General features: G+C 74.1%; 12 protein-coding genes. 5 read left to right on the top strand and 7 right to left on the bottom strand.

Going from position 1 to position 16168, the window contains the following annotated elements:
• Positions 1 to 59 precede the first annotated feature (59 nt).
• The 4 genes from IO30_RS0132660 to IO30_RS46180 form a co-directional block, all read right to left on the bottom strand.
• Positions 60 to 4271 (bottom strand): trypsin-like serine protease, encoded by a 4212-nt coding sequence (locus IO30_RS0132660; protein ID WP_051859154.1) that lies wholly within the window; start codon positions 4269 to 4271, stop codon positions 60 to 62.
• A gap of 16 nt (positions 4272 to 4287) precedes the next feature.
• Complete coding sequence (locus IO30_RS0132655) at positions 4288 to 4611, bottom strand: CU044_2847 family protein (RefSeq protein WP_031149083.1); 324 nt, start codon at positions 4609 to 4611, stop codon at positions 4288 to 4290.
• Positions 4612 to 4710: 99 nt separating this feature from the next.
• Positions 4711 to 6144 carry a helix-turn-helix domain-containing protein gene (locus IO30_RS44040; RefSeq protein WP_051902739.1) on the bottom strand — a complete coding sequence of 478 codons (1434 nt, stop codon included), beginning with the start codon at positions 6142 to 6144 and terminating at the stop codon, positions 4711 to 4713.
• A 7-nt stretch (positions 6145 to 6151) separates the two neighbouring features.
• On the bottom strand, positions 6152 to 6424 hold the full coding sequence (locus IO30_RS46180; RefSeq protein WP_031149078.1) for a hypothetical protein: 273 nt from the start codon (positions 6422 to 6424) through the stop codon (positions 6152 to 6154).
• A 592-nt stretch (positions 6425 to 7016) separates the two neighbouring features.
• Between IO30_RS46180 and IO30_RS0132640 the strand changes: the two genes are divergently transcribed.
• The 4 genes from IO30_RS0132640 to IO30_RS0132625 all read left to right on the top strand — a co-directional run bounded on the left by IO30_RS0132640 (position 7017) and on the right by IO30_RS0132625 (position 9476).
• Positions 7017 to 7601 carry a GNAT family N-acetyltransferase gene (locus IO30_RS0132640; RefSeq protein WP_051859152.1) on the top strand — a complete coding sequence of 195 codons (585 nt, stop codon included), beginning with the start codon at positions 7017 to 7019 and terminating at the stop codon, positions 7599 to 7601.
• Between the two features lie 75 nt (positions 7602 to 7676).
• Entirely contained in the window at positions 7677 to 8180 is a 504-nt protein-coding gene (locus IO30_RS0132635) for an RDD family protein (protein ID WP_051902737.1), read from the top strand.
• A gap of 62 nt (positions 8181 to 8242) precedes the next feature.
• Positions 8243 to 8725, top strand: coding sequence for a DUF6153 family protein (locus tag IO30_RS0132630; protein WP_031149072.1), 483 nt, complete (start codon positions 8243 to 8245; stop codon positions 8723 to 8725).
• A 94-nt stretch (positions 8726 to 8819) separates the two neighbouring features.
• Positions 8820 to 9476, top strand: a complete 657-nt coding sequence (locus IO30_RS0132625) for a DUF305 domain-containing protein (RefSeq protein ID WP_031149069.1) — start codon at positions 8820 to 8822, stop codon at positions 9474 to 9476.
• Between the two features lie 90 nt (positions 9477 to 9566).
• On the opposite strand, the gene IO30_RS0132620 is transcribed toward IO30_RS0132625, so the two are convergent.
• A complete protein-coding gene (locus IO30_RS0132620; protein WP_031149067.1) occupies positions 9567 to 10103 on the bottom strand; it encodes a heme-binding beta-barrel domain-containing protein in 537 nt (178 codons plus the stop codon).
• A 209-nt stretch (positions 10104 to 10312) separates the two neighbouring features.
• On the opposite strand from IO30_RS0132620, the gene IO30_RS0132615 reads away from it, so the two are divergent.
• Positions 10313 to 11215 carry an ion transporter gene (locus IO30_RS0132615; protein WP_031149065.1) on the top strand — a complete coding sequence of 301 codons (903 nt, stop codon included), beginning with the start codon at positions 10313 to 10315 and terminating at the stop codon, positions 11213 to 11215.
• Between the two features lie 11 nt (positions 11216 to 11226).
• Here IO30_RS0132615 and IO30_RS41320 read toward each other — a convergent pair whose 3' ends face one another.
• Positions 11227 to 15003: a pentapeptide repeat-containing protein gene (locus IO30_RS41320; RefSeq protein WP_037895842.1), complete on the bottom strand. Its 3777-nt coding sequence runs from the start codon at positions 15001 to 15003 to the stop codon at positions 11227 to 11229.
• Positions 15000 to 16127 (bottom strand): AAA family ATPase, encoded by a 1128-nt coding sequence (locus IO30_RS0132605; RefSeq protein WP_031149063.1) that lies wholly within the window; start codon positions 16125 to 16127, stop codon positions 15000 to 15002. Before IO30_RS0132605 ends, IO30_RS41320 begins: the two co-directional genes overlap by 4 nt.
• Positions 16128 to 16168 lie beyond the last annotated feature (41 nt).

Raw genomic sequence — 16168 nt, 5'->3', positions numbered from 1 at the left:
CCCGGAGTGCGCTGGTGGCGGTGGCGGTGGCGGTGGGCCGCGACAGCCCGGCCCGTACGTCATCTCCGGGAAGCGTGACCGTTCTGAGCAGCCGCACGGGCTTCCCTGTTGCCGGGGAACGCGTTCCCCCGGCTCTCGGCAGGGCCGGGATGCCGCCCCGTGAGATCCAACCGGACCCCGAGCGTTCCTGCGTTCAGACTGACCGTGATGTCGGATCCCGCCTGAGCCGCGCACTGGATCACGTGGTGGACCGGGATGTCCACCAGAGGCCGGGCGCACTCCGGGTCCCAGACCCGCAGTGACCGGTCGTCACCAGCGCTCACCAGCACGGTGCGGCCGTCGACGACCGAGACCCACAGCTGCTGCACCCGGGCCGAGTGGCCCTCGAGAACGGCGACGGGCTTCTGGGCACACACGTCCCAGAGCTGGATGACTCCGAACTCGGTTCCGGTGGCGAGCAGCACCTGCCCGCCCACGCGGACGGCGCACTGCGCGGTGAACGCGGCCCGCCCTGCGCTCATCCGGGCCACCTGCTTGCCGGACCCCGTGTCCCACACCGCAACGCGCCCGTTGAACGTGATGCCCGCGATGGCGAGCTGCCCACGCACCGGCACCGGGCAGATCGCCCCGGCTCCCGCCTTGCCGATCTCGCAGGCGTGGACCGGCTGTTCCCGCGCCAGGTCCCAGAAGTAGAGGGAGGTGCCCGCCGAGGCCACCAGCACCGGGGTGGTGCCGAATCGGATGGCACAGAGCGAGTTGACGTACAGGTACAGGAGGTGGGGGTGCTTGAACAGGCCGGTCTGCTCGCCGGTCTCGGGATCCCAGAGCGCGATTTCCTGGGCGGCGACGGCGAAGTAGGACCGCCCGGCGACCGTCACCCGGCAGATCGCCTGCACGGCTCCCGTCGGCAGACTGCGGACCTTGTCCCAGGAGACGGGGTCCCTGATCTCGGTTTCCCGGCCGTTGACCCTTGCGGTCGCCATGAGCATCCCGGATGCCGTACGGGCCACGCAGGCGACGTCGAAGGTGTCCTCCTCCTCGTCCTCCGCCAAGGCCGTGGGTTCACCGCTCGCCGGATCCCAGATGTGGATGACGCGGTCGTCCCCGCTGCTGGCCAGGCGGACCTGGGAACCGGCGTGGAGGGCGCACACCGAGTAGACCGAGCCCGCGTGGCCGTGCCACAGGGAGAGCTGAGCGCCGGTCTCCGGGTCCCAGAGCCGCACCGTCTCGTCCGCGCCGGCGCTGACCAGTACCGGCCTCCCGTCGAGGGCGGTGGCGCAGAGGGCGAGCACCGCGCCGTCGTGCTCGCTCAGGCTCCCGACCTCGTCGCCGTCCCGTGCGTCCCAGAGCCGGATCACGTCGTCGTACCCGGCGCCGGCGATCAGAGTCCGTCCGCGGACCTCGATCGCGCACAGATCCGTGGTCCACTGCCAGTTTCCCAGGTGGCTCACGCTCCAGCGGGTGGCTCCGGTTGCGGGGTCCCACAGACGCGTGACCCCGTCCTCGCCGGCCGAGGCGAGCAGGGTGACGCCGTCCAGAGTGATCGCGCAGAGAGAGGTCACCCAGTCGTCATGGCCTTCGAAGGCCGCGATCCGCTCACCCGTGGCGGGGTCGAACAGCTGGACGGTGAAGTCCGCGGTCCTCGCAGCCGCCAGCAACGGACGGCCGTCGCAGGTGAACGAGCAGAGCGCCGAGTACCCGTTCGCGTCCCCGTCGATCTCGCCGAGCGGCTCTCCGACGAGGGGATCCCACAGGCGGATCTTCCCGTCCCGCCCGGCGGAGGCCAGCGCCTCGGTCGTTCCGAGACGTACGGAAGCGATGGACCTGACCTCGTCCGTATGTCCCTCCATGACGTGGAGGACTTCCCCCAGCACCGGGTCCCAGATCCGTACGGTGCCGTCCCCGCCCGCGCTGGCCATCAGTTCCCTGCCCCCGGCGGTGAGTGTGTGGAGGGCGTACGACCAGCGCGTATGACCGTCCAGCACCGCCTCTTCCCGGCCGGGCACCACAGTGGACCAGCGGGCGCGGTAGGGCGCGGACAGGGCCAGCTCGCGGTACACCCGGCCGAGACCCTGCTGGGCCTCCGTCACGCTGAAGAGGGCGATCCGCTGGCTGGGACCGGCGTTGAGGGCCTGGGGGGTGCGCCTGATGAATTTGGCCCTGGAGACGGCCAGTTCGGAGTCGGCGCGATCCGTCATCGGGAGCAGCCGGCGCAGATCGGCGTGCAGCAGGTACTCCTCTTTGATCAGCAGCTCGTCCAGTACGCCGCCGGCCTCGGCATGGCCGGACAGCGAGCGGTGGACGTACTGGTCGGCATGCTCCCAGCCGGCCCTCTCGCCTTCCGCGATCATGGCGCGGGCGAGCGCCCGCTCGTCCTCCCGGCGCGTGTGCAGTTCGGCCCGGGCACTGATCAGGGTGTCGTCGAGCGCTTGGTGGAAGAGCCGGTAGACGGTGTCACGGCGCTCGCCGCCGGACTCGACCAGGAAGTTCGCCGCCGATGAACGGGCGAACGCGGAAAGAGCGTCCTCCGGAATGACGGGACCGCCGAGCGCGACGATCGCAAGACGCCACAGGGCCAACGAGAAGCCCGGGGCCTCGGCGAAGGCGAGAGCGGTGAGGACGGAGCCGGCGGCACACCCGTGCACGGGCTGGATCCGGTCGAGATAGTCGCGGAGCGCTCCGTCCACGGTGGGGATGAAGGCGATCTCCTCCGGCCGGACCGCCTCCCTGTCGTGCAGACCGTGGGCCCGCGCCACCAGGCCGGCGACCAGGAAATTGCGGTCGGCCATTTCGGCGATGCGGGAGGCGACCGGCTCGGCCGTGAGGTGGTCGGCGTAGGGGCTGTCGTGCCTCTCGTCACCGCGTATCTGGAGGGTGGCGAGGGTGTAGGACCGCAGGTCGCCCTGCTCGAAGAACCGGGGCTCGTCGAGGTCCACCAGCGACAGGGCACGGCCGAAGGAGGCGAGCAGATCGCCCGCGTCGTCCCGGCGTCTGCTGCCCACGATCACGCGGATGTTGAGGTCCGTGCACGTCTCCACCAGCGGGGTGATGATCCGCCGGATGATCAGCCGCGCCTGCTGGGGGGTGACGGCCTCGTCCAGGGCGTCGATGACCACGGTGAAATCGGGCGGGACGCCGTCGTCCCGGGCCGAAGCACGGACCTTGAGCGCCTCGCGCAGGTTCTCCGGCAGGTACTCGATGTCATCGGGCAGTGCGGCCGACGCAGCCGCGGCGATCTCGACGGCGACGTCGAGCGCCGTCTTGCCCTTGGCGTGCACGGCGCAGGAGATCGACCCGACCGGTGTCCGTACGGCGGTGTCGTCCGACGGCAGCATGTCCGCGATCTCCCGGTCGGCCGTGGTGACGATGCGGCCCAGGACGGCGGACTTGCCGACTCCCGGCGATCCGGTGACGACGAGCGCCTTCCGGGCCGGCAGATCCTCGATCCAGTCGACGATCGTGGTGAGGGCGGCCGTCCTCCCCCGGAAACGGAACCCCTTCTCGGTGTCGATGCCGACGCCGCGGGCCCGCGGCCGCCAGTGACGGGGGGCCTCCGGATCGGTCCCCAGCGCCCAGCCCCAGGAGGCGAGGGCGGACTCGCCGGCCGCCTCGACCGTCCACGCGGCGAGGCCTGCGATGCCTTCCTCGGGGAAGATCCGGTCGACCTGCCAGAGCGACAAGGCGCGGGCGTCGCCCTCGCCGCTCGCCTGACCGACCATGCCGACGATCGCGTCGTACTCGGGTGACCACATCGCCGACCCGCTGAAACCGGATTTGACCGTGTAGCGGGACTGGGTGTCGAGACGTGCCCATCCGTAGCCCAGGGCCTCGCCGATGACACCGGCGGCCGAGTTCCCGAGGACTTCACCACCGGGGAAGCCGAACGCCCACCAGTCGCGTCCCACCATGTCGTCGGGGCTGGGGCAGCGAAGCCTGGGGATCCGGGACGCCGGGACCGGACCGGCGAGCCGGAGGACGGCGACGTCCTGGGTGCGTTGGCGAGCGGCGGGTGGCAGGACGATCTCCCGGACCGGGATGCGCACCGTGTCGTGCTCCTCCGCCTTCGGAAAGGCGACCCACAGACCTGCTCCGGCATCGACGGCGGCACGCACCACGTGGGCACAGCTGAGAACGCGGTGGGCATCCAGCACGAAGGCGGAGCCGAGCGACGCCTCGTCGGTGTCGCTGCCGTGGACGGCAGCGACCCAGGAGTCCTTCGTGGGCCTGCTGCGCTGGTTGTCCATGACCAGCCCCGTGGCGCTGCCGCCCACCCCTGCCGTGCCCCTCCTACGATTCCGGCCGGGCGGCCGGAGCCGCGCCGTCCCGCCACGTGAGGGTGACCTCGAAGTTGGCCTCCGTCGCGGCCTTCGCGACCAGCCAGTTCGCCGTGCCGTTGACCTTGATCCCGAACTTGAGCTGGACCTCGCCCGGCTTCATCTCCGCGACCTGGTCGAGCACGGTCCGCGCCGCTTCCACGGCGGGCTGGACGGCATCACGGACGCGGGCGACGGCCGTACCGGCGCCGACCTGATGGAAGTTGTCATCGGTCTCGATCTCGAAGCCGACCGTCGTCTGGTCATCCAGCGCGAACGAAACTACGTGCGAAGGCATTTGACCCCCCAAATGATCCACGGACCACTGATGTTACCGCTCGTGTCCGCGCCGCCGGACACACGTTCCGCCAAGGCGGCCACGCGGTGTTCGCCGGGGTCAACCGGGCGCGGACGGCGCGCCGGCGGGGGCCGGGCGGTCGGCGGTGAGGAGGAGGGCGAGCAGGAGGTCGTCGATGCGGCGCGCCAGCAGGCCTGCCGCCGGGATCAGGCGCCGGGAGCGCCGGACCGGCAGGGACAGGGCGATGGTCGACGGGCTGCCGGGCAGCCCCAGGGGCAGGGCGGCGCAGACCTCCCCCGCGGAGTATTCGAGGAGGCTGAACTGGGGGGCGTCCGGGCCGTGCCGGTCCAGGTCCGGGAACAGGACGTGCGGCGCGGTGATCGTGCGGTCGGTGAGTCTGACGGCCGGGTAGCGGGCGAGGTGGTCCGTGCGGGACACGGGGTCGAGCTGGGCCAGGAGGCTCTTGCCGATCGCGCTGGCATGGGCGGCCGTCCTGAACGGGACCCATTCGGTGACCCTCGGCGTCCTCGCACTGTCGGCGTACGCCTGGACGGTGACCTCCCCGTCCAGGTAGCGGCTGAAGTACACCGCCGCGCCGGCCTCGTCGCGCATCCGGCCCAGGGCGGTGGCGAACAGGTCCCGGTACGGGGCGGGTCCGGCCGCGGGCGTCAGCAACGGGCCGGGGAAGTGGGCGCCCCGGTAGGTGGTCACCAGCCGCTGTCCGGTCAGCCACGTCAGCAGGTGTGCGGCCGCGTCCGCCGACAGGCCGGCCCGGCGGGCCAGGGTGGGGGTGTCGATGCCCTCCGCGCTCTCGATGAGGTGCAGCAGGTCCCGGCCCCACTGCGCCCTGCGCGACCGGGCGGCCGTCGGGCGCGGGCGGGCCGCGCCGAGGCCGCCCAGGCTGGAGGTGAGCCGTAGGACGACCCGCGGGTTGAGGGCGGCAGCGGGACTGAGCCGGGTACTGGGCAGTCGGTAGGGCCGGGTGACCCGTTCCCAGGCGGTCAGCCAGTGCCCCCTTTGTTCCTCCGGGGCGCCGCACCCCTGGAGGAAGGCGGACATCTGGCCGCGACTGGTGGGGAGCATCTTGCGGTTGAGGATCCGGGAGAGGCTGCTGAGGGCGAGCCAGACCTTGCCGGCCCGGTCCTGCATGTGCCGGTAGGAGGGTGATCCCGCCTGCCGGTGCAGTGCGACCAGGGCGGTACGGAGCTCCGCGCGCGTCGAGATGAGTGCCACGGGGATCGCGACGCCTTCGGCCGGGGTGAACTGCGCCGTGCGGGCGGCGCGGCGCAGTGCGCAGCCCCGGGCGACCTCGTCCGGGGTCGCGCCGCAGGCGGTGAGGAACTTCCTGACGGTGGCCTCCGAAGGGACCGTCCGGCCGGACGCCGCCCGCTTGAGCGTGGCGGCGGACACTCCGGTCCGCAGGGCCAGGGTCCTGTGGGTGACTCCGGTCGTGCGGCGTGCGGCGCGCAGCAGGTCGGCGAGGAGGCCGCAGGCTACGAGGGTCCGGTCGACGGGCTTCTCGGGGCGTCCCATCGCAGGGTCACCGGGTGATGCGCAGGACGGCGGAGGCGACGCCCGCCGCGAGCCGCCGGCCGCCGCTCGCCACCAGCACCGTCGTGACGCCGATGGAGGCGCAGTACCCGAGGAGCGGGATGATCTCCGCGGTCGGCAGGCCGGCCAGGGCCAGCACGGTGCCCAGGACGGGGAAGGTGACGAGGGCGGCCACGTAGGGCAGGGACAGGCGGTGCGGATCGTGCTGCGGGCGCGTCCGGGGAACCCGGTCGCCGGGCTCCTGCGTGCGGCTCGTGGACATGGCTGCATCCCCCTGGGGTGCGGAGTGAGAGGTCTCGCGAAGGTCGGTCTACTGGCTGCAAACGGCATGCACGTGGAGGAAGTTGGCGCTTCCCGTGCGGCAACTTATCAGGGCTCGGACGGGTGCCGGGCGCCTCTGTGAGGGGGCGTTCGTCGGCGCTGCTTTGGCTCACTCCCGTTCCACGGGGCGGCCCTGACCGGGGCGTGGAGGACGGCGCCGGGACGCACCTCTGCTGCCAGCGAAGATCCCCCGCGGAGCCGTTCCCGTACCTGACGGGAGATCACCGGCGCCCGGCCGGGGGTGGCCGCGGGGCGTTTTGGCTCATCCGCGTTCACACCGGGTTGAGTTCCGGGGCCCGAAGGGGGAGGCTGACGCCGGTGGCTGCCTAGGCAGCCACCGCATCCCCTGACTGCTACTGGCTGCAACCGTACGGACCAGGGATCCCGGGCAGCACCCACGTTGGCGCGTGGACTGCCGCAGAGGCCGTCGCCCCGGTTCCGGGGACGGCGGCTTCGTGCTGCCGCGGGCCGCCCGGTCGGAGGCGGCCGTAAAGCGGTGGACAGTCCTCCTGTGCCGGGCGAGCATCTCCGCGATGGACAACGAACTTCTTGACTCCCGCCCCCGCGCCCTCCCCCGACGCGTCCGCTTCGTCGAGCTCGACGCGAAAGCGCTGCGGGCCCTTGCCGACGGCGACCTCGCCGCCGGCAGTGCCGAGTGCGGGGTCGCCCTGGACGAACACTTCGTCTCCGACCGGGCCCGCTGGATCTTCGGCTACCGCGCCGACCAGCTCGCCCGGGACCCGTCCGCCGCACCCTGGACCACCCGGGCCGCGGTGTCCGAGCCGGACGGGGCCGTCGTCGGCGACGCCGGGTTCCACGGGCCGCCGGACGAGGCCGGCGTGGTCGAGGTCGGCTACACCGTCGTGCCCGGGTACCGCCGCCGTGGCTATGCCCGCGCCATGCTGGCGGCGCTGCTCGCCAGGGCCGCCGAGGAGCCCGGGGTCAGGACGGTGCGGGCCACCATCCGGTCCGACAACGAGGCTTCGCTGGCCACGATCGCGGGTTTCGGTTTCACGCGCGTCGGCGAGCGGGGGAACGAGGAGGAGGGGATCGCGTTCGTCTTCGAGGTCCCGGCGGAGGCGGCCGGGCGCGGAGACGGATTTCCTCCGGACCGGTAAGCGGAATATAAGCTTCCCCGGCCCGGGCCCCTCCCTGACCGTCATGGAGCCTGCCCGAGGACGGAAGAGGAAGCCATGTTCGACTCCCTGGCATCCGGGGGCGACCTCGCACGCTTCGCGCCGACGGCATCGGGTCCCGGCTCCCGCGCCGGTATCGGGCGGCGCGGTGCGGCCCTCTTCCTCGACCTGGCCGTCGGCGTCGTGGCCGCCGTCGGGCCGCTCGTGGCCGTCGACCGGCTCGTCCTCGGGGGCGACACCGCCGACCTCACCGACATGACGACGGCCCGCGCCCTGGCCGCGCTGTGGGTCCTCGCGTTCTTCCTCCTCTACTCCCCCGTCAGCGTCTCCCGCTGGGGTGCGACCCCCGGCAAGCGGCTGCTCGGGCTGGAGGTGGTGCACGCCGCGACCGGCGCACGCCTGACGTACGGCCGCGCCGCCCTGCGGCACCTCGTGAACCTCGTGACCTGGCTGGTCCCCGTACTGACCGCCGCCAACGCCGCCGCGATGCGGCTGGACGAGCACCACCGCGGCGCCCACGACAGGGCCGCGGGCAGCAAGGTCGTCCTGCGCCGCGGCTGACGGACGAGCCCGAAGGGCGGACCGGGCGGGCCGAGCGCGCGGGCGGCTCGTACGATGAGTGGATGATCGCCGCCGTGCACCGTACGAGCCGCCGCCCCGCCGGGCCGCGGTTCGTGCTGCTGGTGCTCGCGGTCCTGGCCGGGGTGCTGGCGATGCACGGCCTCGGTCCGAGGCCGGTACCGGTACAGGTACAGGTATGGGCAGCCGCTCCGGCGGCCGTGCCGGTCCACGTGGCGGCCGACGCCCATGCCGGGGCCGCCGGCACCCACGGAGACTCCGGGGCCGCAGCAGCCTCCGAGGACTCCGGGGCCGCGCACCACGGCAGCGCGGACTGCTCCCACCCGGCCGGCGGCGCGGAGCACCCCGCCCACGCGGACGGGACCTGCGCCGCCGCCGGAGTCGGCTCGGCTTACGCCCCGCCCGCCCTGGCCGCCGCCCTGGACGCGGCGCTGCCCGCCGCGCCGCCGTTCGGCGCGGCAGCGGCCTCCACCGGCGCGGGACGTGCCCCGCCCGACCTCTCCGAACTGCAACTCCTGCGGATATAGGACGCCGCACCGCGCCCGGCCGCCCCGGTTCCCTCCGGCGGCGGGCGCGCGCCCCGGCACGTCCTGACCACTTCACCCGAGGAGTTGCACCACCATGACCGCACACCGTTCCCCCCTGCGCCGCGGCGCCGCCGCCGTGACCGCCGCCGCCGCTGCCGCCCTCCTGCTGGCCGCCTGCGGCTCGGAGGACTCCGGATCGGCCGGGCACAGCGGGCACCCCGCCGCCTCCCCGTCCGTGACGGCCTCCGCCACGAAGTCCCCCGCGGCCGCGGGCGAGCACAACGCCGCCGACGTCGCCTTCGCGACCGGCATGATCCCCCACCACCGCCAGGCCGTGGAGATGGCCGACCTCGCGCCCGGCCGGGCGGAGTCGGGTCAGGTCAAGCGGCTCGCCGAGGAGATCAAGAAGGCCCAGGACCCGGAGATCAAGACCCTGTCCGGGTGGCTGACCGCCTGGGGCGAGCCGGTGCCCGCCGCGGACGCCTCCGGCCACGCGCAGCACGGGCAGCACGATGCGGGCGGGGGCATGATGTCCGCCGAGGAGATGGACGGGCTCCGCAAGGCCTCGGGCAAGGCCTTCGACACCGCGTTCTTGGAGCTGATGATCAAGCACCACGAGGGCGCGGTGGAGATGGCCCGGACGGAGCAGAGCCAGGGCTCCTCCGCCGAGGCCAAGACCATGGCGGCCGCCATCATCGCCTCGCAGTCCGCCGAGATCGACACCATGAAGGGCCTTCTCGGCAAGAACTAGCGGCATCGGCCGCGGCAGTGACCGCGGGGGCGGCCCGGCGTCCGTACGACGTCGGGCCGCCCCGTTCGGCAGACGTACGGCAGACGTACGTCAGAACCGGCGGAGCCTGGCCGCGAGGTGGTGCTGCATCGGCTGGCCGACCGCCGCCATCTCCTGGACGAACACCAGCTCGTCCTCGTGGATGCCGTACCGGCGCCGCGTCCCGGTGACCTCCTTGGCCAGCGGGGTGCGGGCCACCTCCTTGGTCTCCAGCTCGATCTCCTCTCCGGAGACCTGTCCCACCAGGACCTCGACGATGCCGGTGGGATGCGTGAGCACCACCTCCAGCGAGGCCTCGGGCGTGATCCGCCACCATCCGGCCTCCCGGCCCGCGGGACGCACCGCGGCCCCGGTCCCGTCGATCAGCCAGGCGCGGGCCTCGTAGCGCAGGAAGGGCCGGCCGTCGTGGCTGAAGGTGACCTCCTGGGCGTACTCGAAGTCCTGCTCCAGGGTCGGGTACTCACCGCGTCCCCGGCCGTGCCAGCGCCCCAGCAGCGGCAGCACCGGCCGCAACAGCGGGTGCGGCTCGGGTCCTTCCCCGAGGGTGTGGCTGTCGGGGAAGGGATTCTCCTGGACCGGTCCGAGCACGGGGCACACTCCTGCTTGATGGCTGCTGCCGAAATGTGAAGCGTAGCTCCGGGACGCGGCGAACGGCCGACCCCTTTGCACCCCTGCGCGTTGACCGTGTGGCGGAAGTGAAACCCGAGCGGATCTGAGGCGTTAGAAGGGCGGACCACTGCGCCCCGCCGGGCGCCGTGCCAGGTCAGACGACGAGCGGGACCAGCACGAGGAGCGAGATGACGGACCCGATGCAGGCCGGACGCGGCCGCATGAAACTGGCGGCCCGCTGCCGGGTGGTCACGGAGGCCCAGGCCTTCGGGTTGGTCATCTTCTGCGCGATCCTCTTCAACGCCGCCCTGATGGGGCTGGAGACGTACAGCGGGCTCGCCGCCGAGTACCGGCAGGTGCTGGGGGCGGCCGAGAACTGCTGCCTGGCCCTGTTCACCGTGGAGATGCTGCTGCGGCTGGGTGCCTACGCCGACCGGCCGAAAGCATTCTTCCGCGATCCGTGGAACCTCTTCGACCTCGCCATCGTGGCCTCCGCCTTCCTCCCGATGATCCGCGAGAACACCACCGTCCTGCGGCTGCTGCGCCTGGCCCGCGTCCTGCGCACCGCCCGTTTCCTGCCCCACCTGCGAATCCTGCTGATCGCGGTCGGCCGCAGCCTGCCGGGCACCGCCAGCTTCCTCTTCATCGGCGCGCTGGTCCTGTACGTGTACGCCATGGTCGGCTGGGTCTGCTTCGCCGACTCCGACCCGCAGCACTACGGCTCCGTGGGCCGGGCGGCGCTCACCCTCTTCCTCCTGACCACGCTCGACGGACTCACCGACGCCGTGCGCGCGGGCCTGCAGATCTCCCGCCTCAGCATCATCTACTACGCCTCCTACGCGCTGCTCGCCTCGTTCGTCCTGGTCAACGTGCTCATCGGGGTGGTCCTCAACTCCCTGGACGAGGCGCGCGAGATGGAGGACGAGGCCAGCCGCGTCCCGCCGCCCGGCAAGGGGCCCGACCCGGCCACCGAGGTCAGGGAGCGCATCGCGACGGCCCGCCGGGCCCTCGACGACATCGAGGCCGGCCTCGCCACGGCCGACGCCCGCGCGGGAAGGCAACTGGAGTCCGCCACCCGCACCGGCACCTGAACCGCCGCCCCTCACGGGGGTGGTTCGGGGTTCAGGAGCCGGTGCAGGTGGACGAGGCCGCCCGGGCGGCGTTCCACCGTCCAGTGGTCCGGGTGGTCCGCGGACGGGAGGTGGACGCCCGTGTCGGACAGGAAGCGCACGCCGTCGAAGCGCACCCGGCCCCGGTAGCTCGCGTGGTCGAAGGTGGCCGGCCCCTCGAACACGGCCCCGTCGCAGAGGAGTCCGCGCTCCCAGTGCGCGTACGAGAACACCGCGGGGCCGACGAAGACCGCCCCGCTCATCCCGGCCGGTCCGCGGAACTCGGCGTTCGTGAAGTCCGCGGGGCCCGTCACCCGCATGCCGTCGAGGTCCGCCGAGACCTCCAGGACCGCCCGGCCGAAGGAGACCCCGTCGCGGAACGCGGCGTCCGCCAGGCTCACGGAACCGGCGAAGACGGTGCGCCGGAAGGCGGCCCGGCCGGAGAAGCTGCTCCGGTCGAAGGCGGCGACGTGCTGGAACACGGCGCCGTCGAAGGAGGCCCGGCCGGCGAACGTGGCGGCGTCGAACAGGGCCCGGCCCGCGAACGCGGCGTGCACGAAGAACACGCCGCCCGCGAACTCGGCGTCCCGCGTCGTCCAGTCGTCCACGAACTGCGCCCGGTCGAAGGCGGCGCGCCCCATCCGTACCCGGCCCGTCCCGGGATCCCGGAGGGCTTCCAGGACTTGCTGGAGCAGGCCGTTCTCGAAGGTCGTGCCCCGCAGGTCCACGGGCGATCCCGGGCCGAGCGCCGCGAGGGCCGCCTGCCGTCCGGCCCGGCCCAGATGGGCCAGGCAGCGGGAGGAACCGGGCTGCCGGATGCCGATGCAGCCGAGCGGATCGGTCGCGGAGGAGCCCGTACCGCAGTGCGGCCAGCCGGGGCCCGAGCTGCGGATCGCGGCGGCCTCCAGGAGCGCCCGGCCCAGTTCGGCGGGGTCCCGGGTGCACTGCCAGCCCTCGGTCCCGCCGGCCAGCGGGGACAGGGTCAGCCGGACGTCGGGCCGCAGCAGCCTGTGCAGGCCCTCGTACAGCGGTGTGGACAGGAGCAGGCGGACCGGGGGGAAGCGCCCGGGGCCGGGCCGCCCGGCGGCCTCCGGGGCAGCGACCAGCAGGGCGGCCTCGCGCGCGGCCTGTCCGCTGAAGCCGTCCTCCGCGCTGTCCACCGGGCCGGTGCTCGCCCCGACCACCAGCCGCTTCTGCGGCCGCCCGGGTCCGGCCCCGGCCCCGCCGTCGTCCCGGAACTCCTCGAACCGGCCCGGCAGTTCGGCCAGGATCCGGCCGGCGCCGGCCAGTGCCGCGGGCTCGTCCACCACGAGGAGGGCCGTCTCGACGGTCTCGATCACCCTCCCGGCCACCCCGGTGTCCCGCAGGATCCCGCGCAGGAAGTCGGCCAGCTCGGGCCCCGCCGGCAGCGCTTCGGCGTCCGGGGACGCCTGGACGCGCGCCAGCAGGCAGATCGGCGTGCCCGGCCGGCCCGGCCCCGGGAGGGCCGTCGTGTGCGCGGCCAGCACCTCCTGGAAACCGGGCAGTTGGAGCACGGCCTGGCCGGACAGGAACACCATGCGGTCGGGCCAGACCCCGTGCACGACCCCGACCAGGGCTCCGTGGCGGGAGACGGGGCCGCCACGGTAGTGCGTCCAGGTCTCCGGCTCGGAGGAGAGGCGCACCAGCTCGCCGTTGCGGGCGCCGCCGTACGGGGCCATCTCCCCCGTGAGCAGGACCGCTTCGCCCTGGTCCGTGCGGCCGTCGACGTACACCTCCTCCGGGCGGGCGCCGTGCGGCCTCGCCCAGCGCAGCGGCTCCGGCCAGGTCTGCGGGTCCACCAGGTCCTCCCCCGCCGCGAGCAGGAACACCCGGGGCGAACCCTCGTCCCACCACACCGGGTGGCACAGGACCTCGCGGTCGCCCGCGCGGACCCAGGCGAGCACGCTCGCGGCCGCCCGGCCGTCGCCGGTCGTGAGCACGAGCCGGGGCGTCAGCAGCGTGCCGACCTCCTGCGGCTCCGGTGCCGGGTCGTACCGGACCCGCACGACCCGGTCCGCCAGGCCCGGCGGCTCCGGCAGGGACCCGAGGGGCAGCCGCTCCGGGGCCGCCCGGGTCTCCGGCCCGCCGCGCCCTTCCTGCGCTTGCGGCCCTCCCTGTGCTTCCTGCCCTTCCGGCAGGAGCCCGGTCCGCGGCCGCGCCGCGAACGGGATCGCCCCCGGGGGCAGGCGGCGACGGCCGTGCTCGCCCGTGGTGACCTCGGTCGCGGAGAAGTCCGGCCCGGTACCGCGGTTGCGGGCCATGTACTCCCCGACCCTGCGGCGGACCAGCTCCCGTACGGCGGCCACGTCCCCGCGCAGCTGCGAGCCGAGCAGGGCCTCCCGTACCCCGGGGAGGAACTCGAACTCGACCTCCTCGGCGCTGCGTCCGGTGTCCCCCCAGGGGGCGAAGAGCCCGCCGAGGGCCACCTCCGCCAGGTGGCCGTGCTCCGAGCCGCTCAGCAGGGAACGCCGGACCAGGTTCATGACGGGCAGCGTGAGGGGTACGGCGGCCAGGTGCGCGGCGAGCTGCTGGGCGGTCGGGGAGGCGGCCGCCCGGAACCGTTCCAGCGCTTCGAGGGCGGTGGGGGCGCCGTCCGCGCCGGGCGCCGTACCGGGCCCGGCCGCGACGGGCTCCGCCACGGCCCCCGGATCCGTCCGCTCCGCGTCCAGGCGCAGGCAGGCCAGCCGCCGCCACCGCCCGTCCCCCGAGACGACGCGCACCAGCCGGGCCAGGCTCCCCGAGCCGATGCCGACGACCGGCACCACGGCGCGGCCGGACCCGCGGCGGCCCGTGCGGGGCGAGCGGGCGAGGCGGGCCAGCGGGACCTGCTGCCAGGAACGGGTGGCGGCGGCGGGCCGGTCCGCGCGGACGGCGAAGGCGACGGGCCGCACGGCGCCGCGCGTCCACAGCCGCTCGGGCAGGACGTTCAGCACGGCCACCGCGTTGTGCCCGCACCAGTGCCGCAGCACGGCCTGGAGCGGCGCCTGGCGCCAGCCGCCCGCGACGGTGTCGGAGAGGACGAGGATCAGCCGGCGGCCCGCCGGGTCGGCCAGCTCCAGGGGGTTGCGGGGCGGACCGCCGCGCCGGCGGGTGAGCATCGGGAGGCCGCCGGGCCCGGTGCCGGTCAGCTGCCAGGTGCGGACGTCGCGGAAGACCCCGCTGCGGGTCAGTACCCGTCGGAGCTCGTCCACGAGGTCCGACCACAGCAGCATCGAGTGGTGGGTGTCGACGACGAGGGCCAGGTCCAGCCAGCGGCTCTCGGCGGGGCGCAGGACGGGGGTCGGGACCATCCGTTCGATGCTGCGTTCCACGGTGAGCTGCTCGTCCAGCTCCTCCCCCGGGCCGCCGATGGAGCGGCGGCCCACGGGGCGCAGGGAGCGCATCAGGGCCAGCGGGTCGTCGAGGGAGGCGGCGCGGGGCAGTCGCAGGGCCGTGCCCCGGCGGCCTGCGCCGGAGTCGGCCGGTCTGCCCGTGAGGTCCGCCGCCGGTCCGGGGTAGAGCTCGACGGCCGCCTCCTCCCCGGCGGGGCGGGCGGGCGTCTCCCCGCCGGCCCCGGGCGGGTCCGTGCCCGTGCCCGGCGGCTGCTGCGCGCCCGCCGCGCCGGACGGCGGTCCGGGCGGGCGGGCCCGGGCCGGGTCCACCCGGGCCGCCAGCCACAGGATGTCTGCGATCTCCTCCGCCCCGGCTCCCGGGCGCGGGCCGCTGTCCCCGTCGCCTTCGGCGAAGGCGGCGAGCAGTTCCTCGATCATGCGGTGGGGCCCGTCAGGTGCTGCATCACCGTGCCGAGGAACCGTTCGCGGTCGCGGGGGTCCGACCATGCTCCGGCGAGGCGGAGCTGGATGGCGTTCAGGAGCTGGTCGGTGGCCAGGTCGCCGTCGTCGGCCCGGTCGAGGAAGCTCCGGACGAGTTCCTGGTACTCCTCGCTGTCGCCGATGTCGACCTTGAGGCGCTGCTGCACGATGCGGGCGAGCTTCTGCGGTCCCGGCGGTTCCAGGTGCAGCCGGACGCAGCGGCGCAGGAAGGCGGGCGGGAAGTCGCGTTCGCCGTTGCTGGTGAGGACCACGACGGGGAAGTACCGGCACTGGACGCGGCCTTGGCTGATCCGTACGCCGGCGTCGGGGTCGTCGTCGGTCCCGATGGCGACGGTGGGGTCCTCCTTGGCGAGGCGCGCCAGTTCCGGGATGTCGAAGCCGCCGTCCTCGAAGACGGTGAGGAGGTCGCCGGGCAGGTCGATGTCGCTCTTGTCGATCTCGTCGACGAGCAGCACGCGCGGCCGGTCCTGCGGCAGCAGGGCGGTGCCGAGGGGGCCGAGGCGCAGGTAGCGGGCGATGGAGGGGCCGGTGCCGGGGTCCGGTGCGAAGGCGGCCGGGTCGGCGGCGGCCTCGGCGGCAGCGGCCCGGGCGGCGGCGCCGGGGTGGACCGCGGCCGCGGCGCCGGGGGTGCGCAGTTGCTCCAGCCCGGCCTCCTGGAGGCGGCCGATGGCGTCGTACAGGTACAGGCCGTCGCGCAGCACGGTCCGGCTGGTGATCGGCCAGTGAAGTACGGGGCCCAGGTCCAGGTCCGCCGCGATGCTGTAGGCGAGGGTGGACTTGCCGACTCCCGGCTTGCCGGTGATCAGCAGGGGCCTGCGCAGGTGCAGGGCCGTGTTGACGACGTCCTTCTCCGGGCCGTCGGGTACGTAGCCCTCGCCCCGCCGCCGGGTGCGCTCCCAGGCCGGTCCCGCGCAGCCGGGCGGCTCGTAGCCCGGGTCCGGGGTACCGGTGAAGTCCCGCCAGGGCGGCGGGGATCCGGCCTCCAGGCGGGCGCGCCGGACCTCGGCCTCACCGGTCCCGTGGTACAGCCACCAGTCCTTCGCCACTGCCTCTGCCTCCATGGTCGGGTGTCGCGGTCGGTCGGGGACGGACTTCGGGCCGG

This window comes from Streptomyces xanthophaeus, assembly GCF_000725805.1.
GTDB classification, from domain to species: domain Bacteria; phylum Actinomycetota; class Actinomycetes; order Streptomycetales; family Streptomycetaceae; genus Streptomyces; species Streptomyces xanthophaeus.
This window is presented reverse-complemented; position numbering and strand designations above follow the sequence as displayed.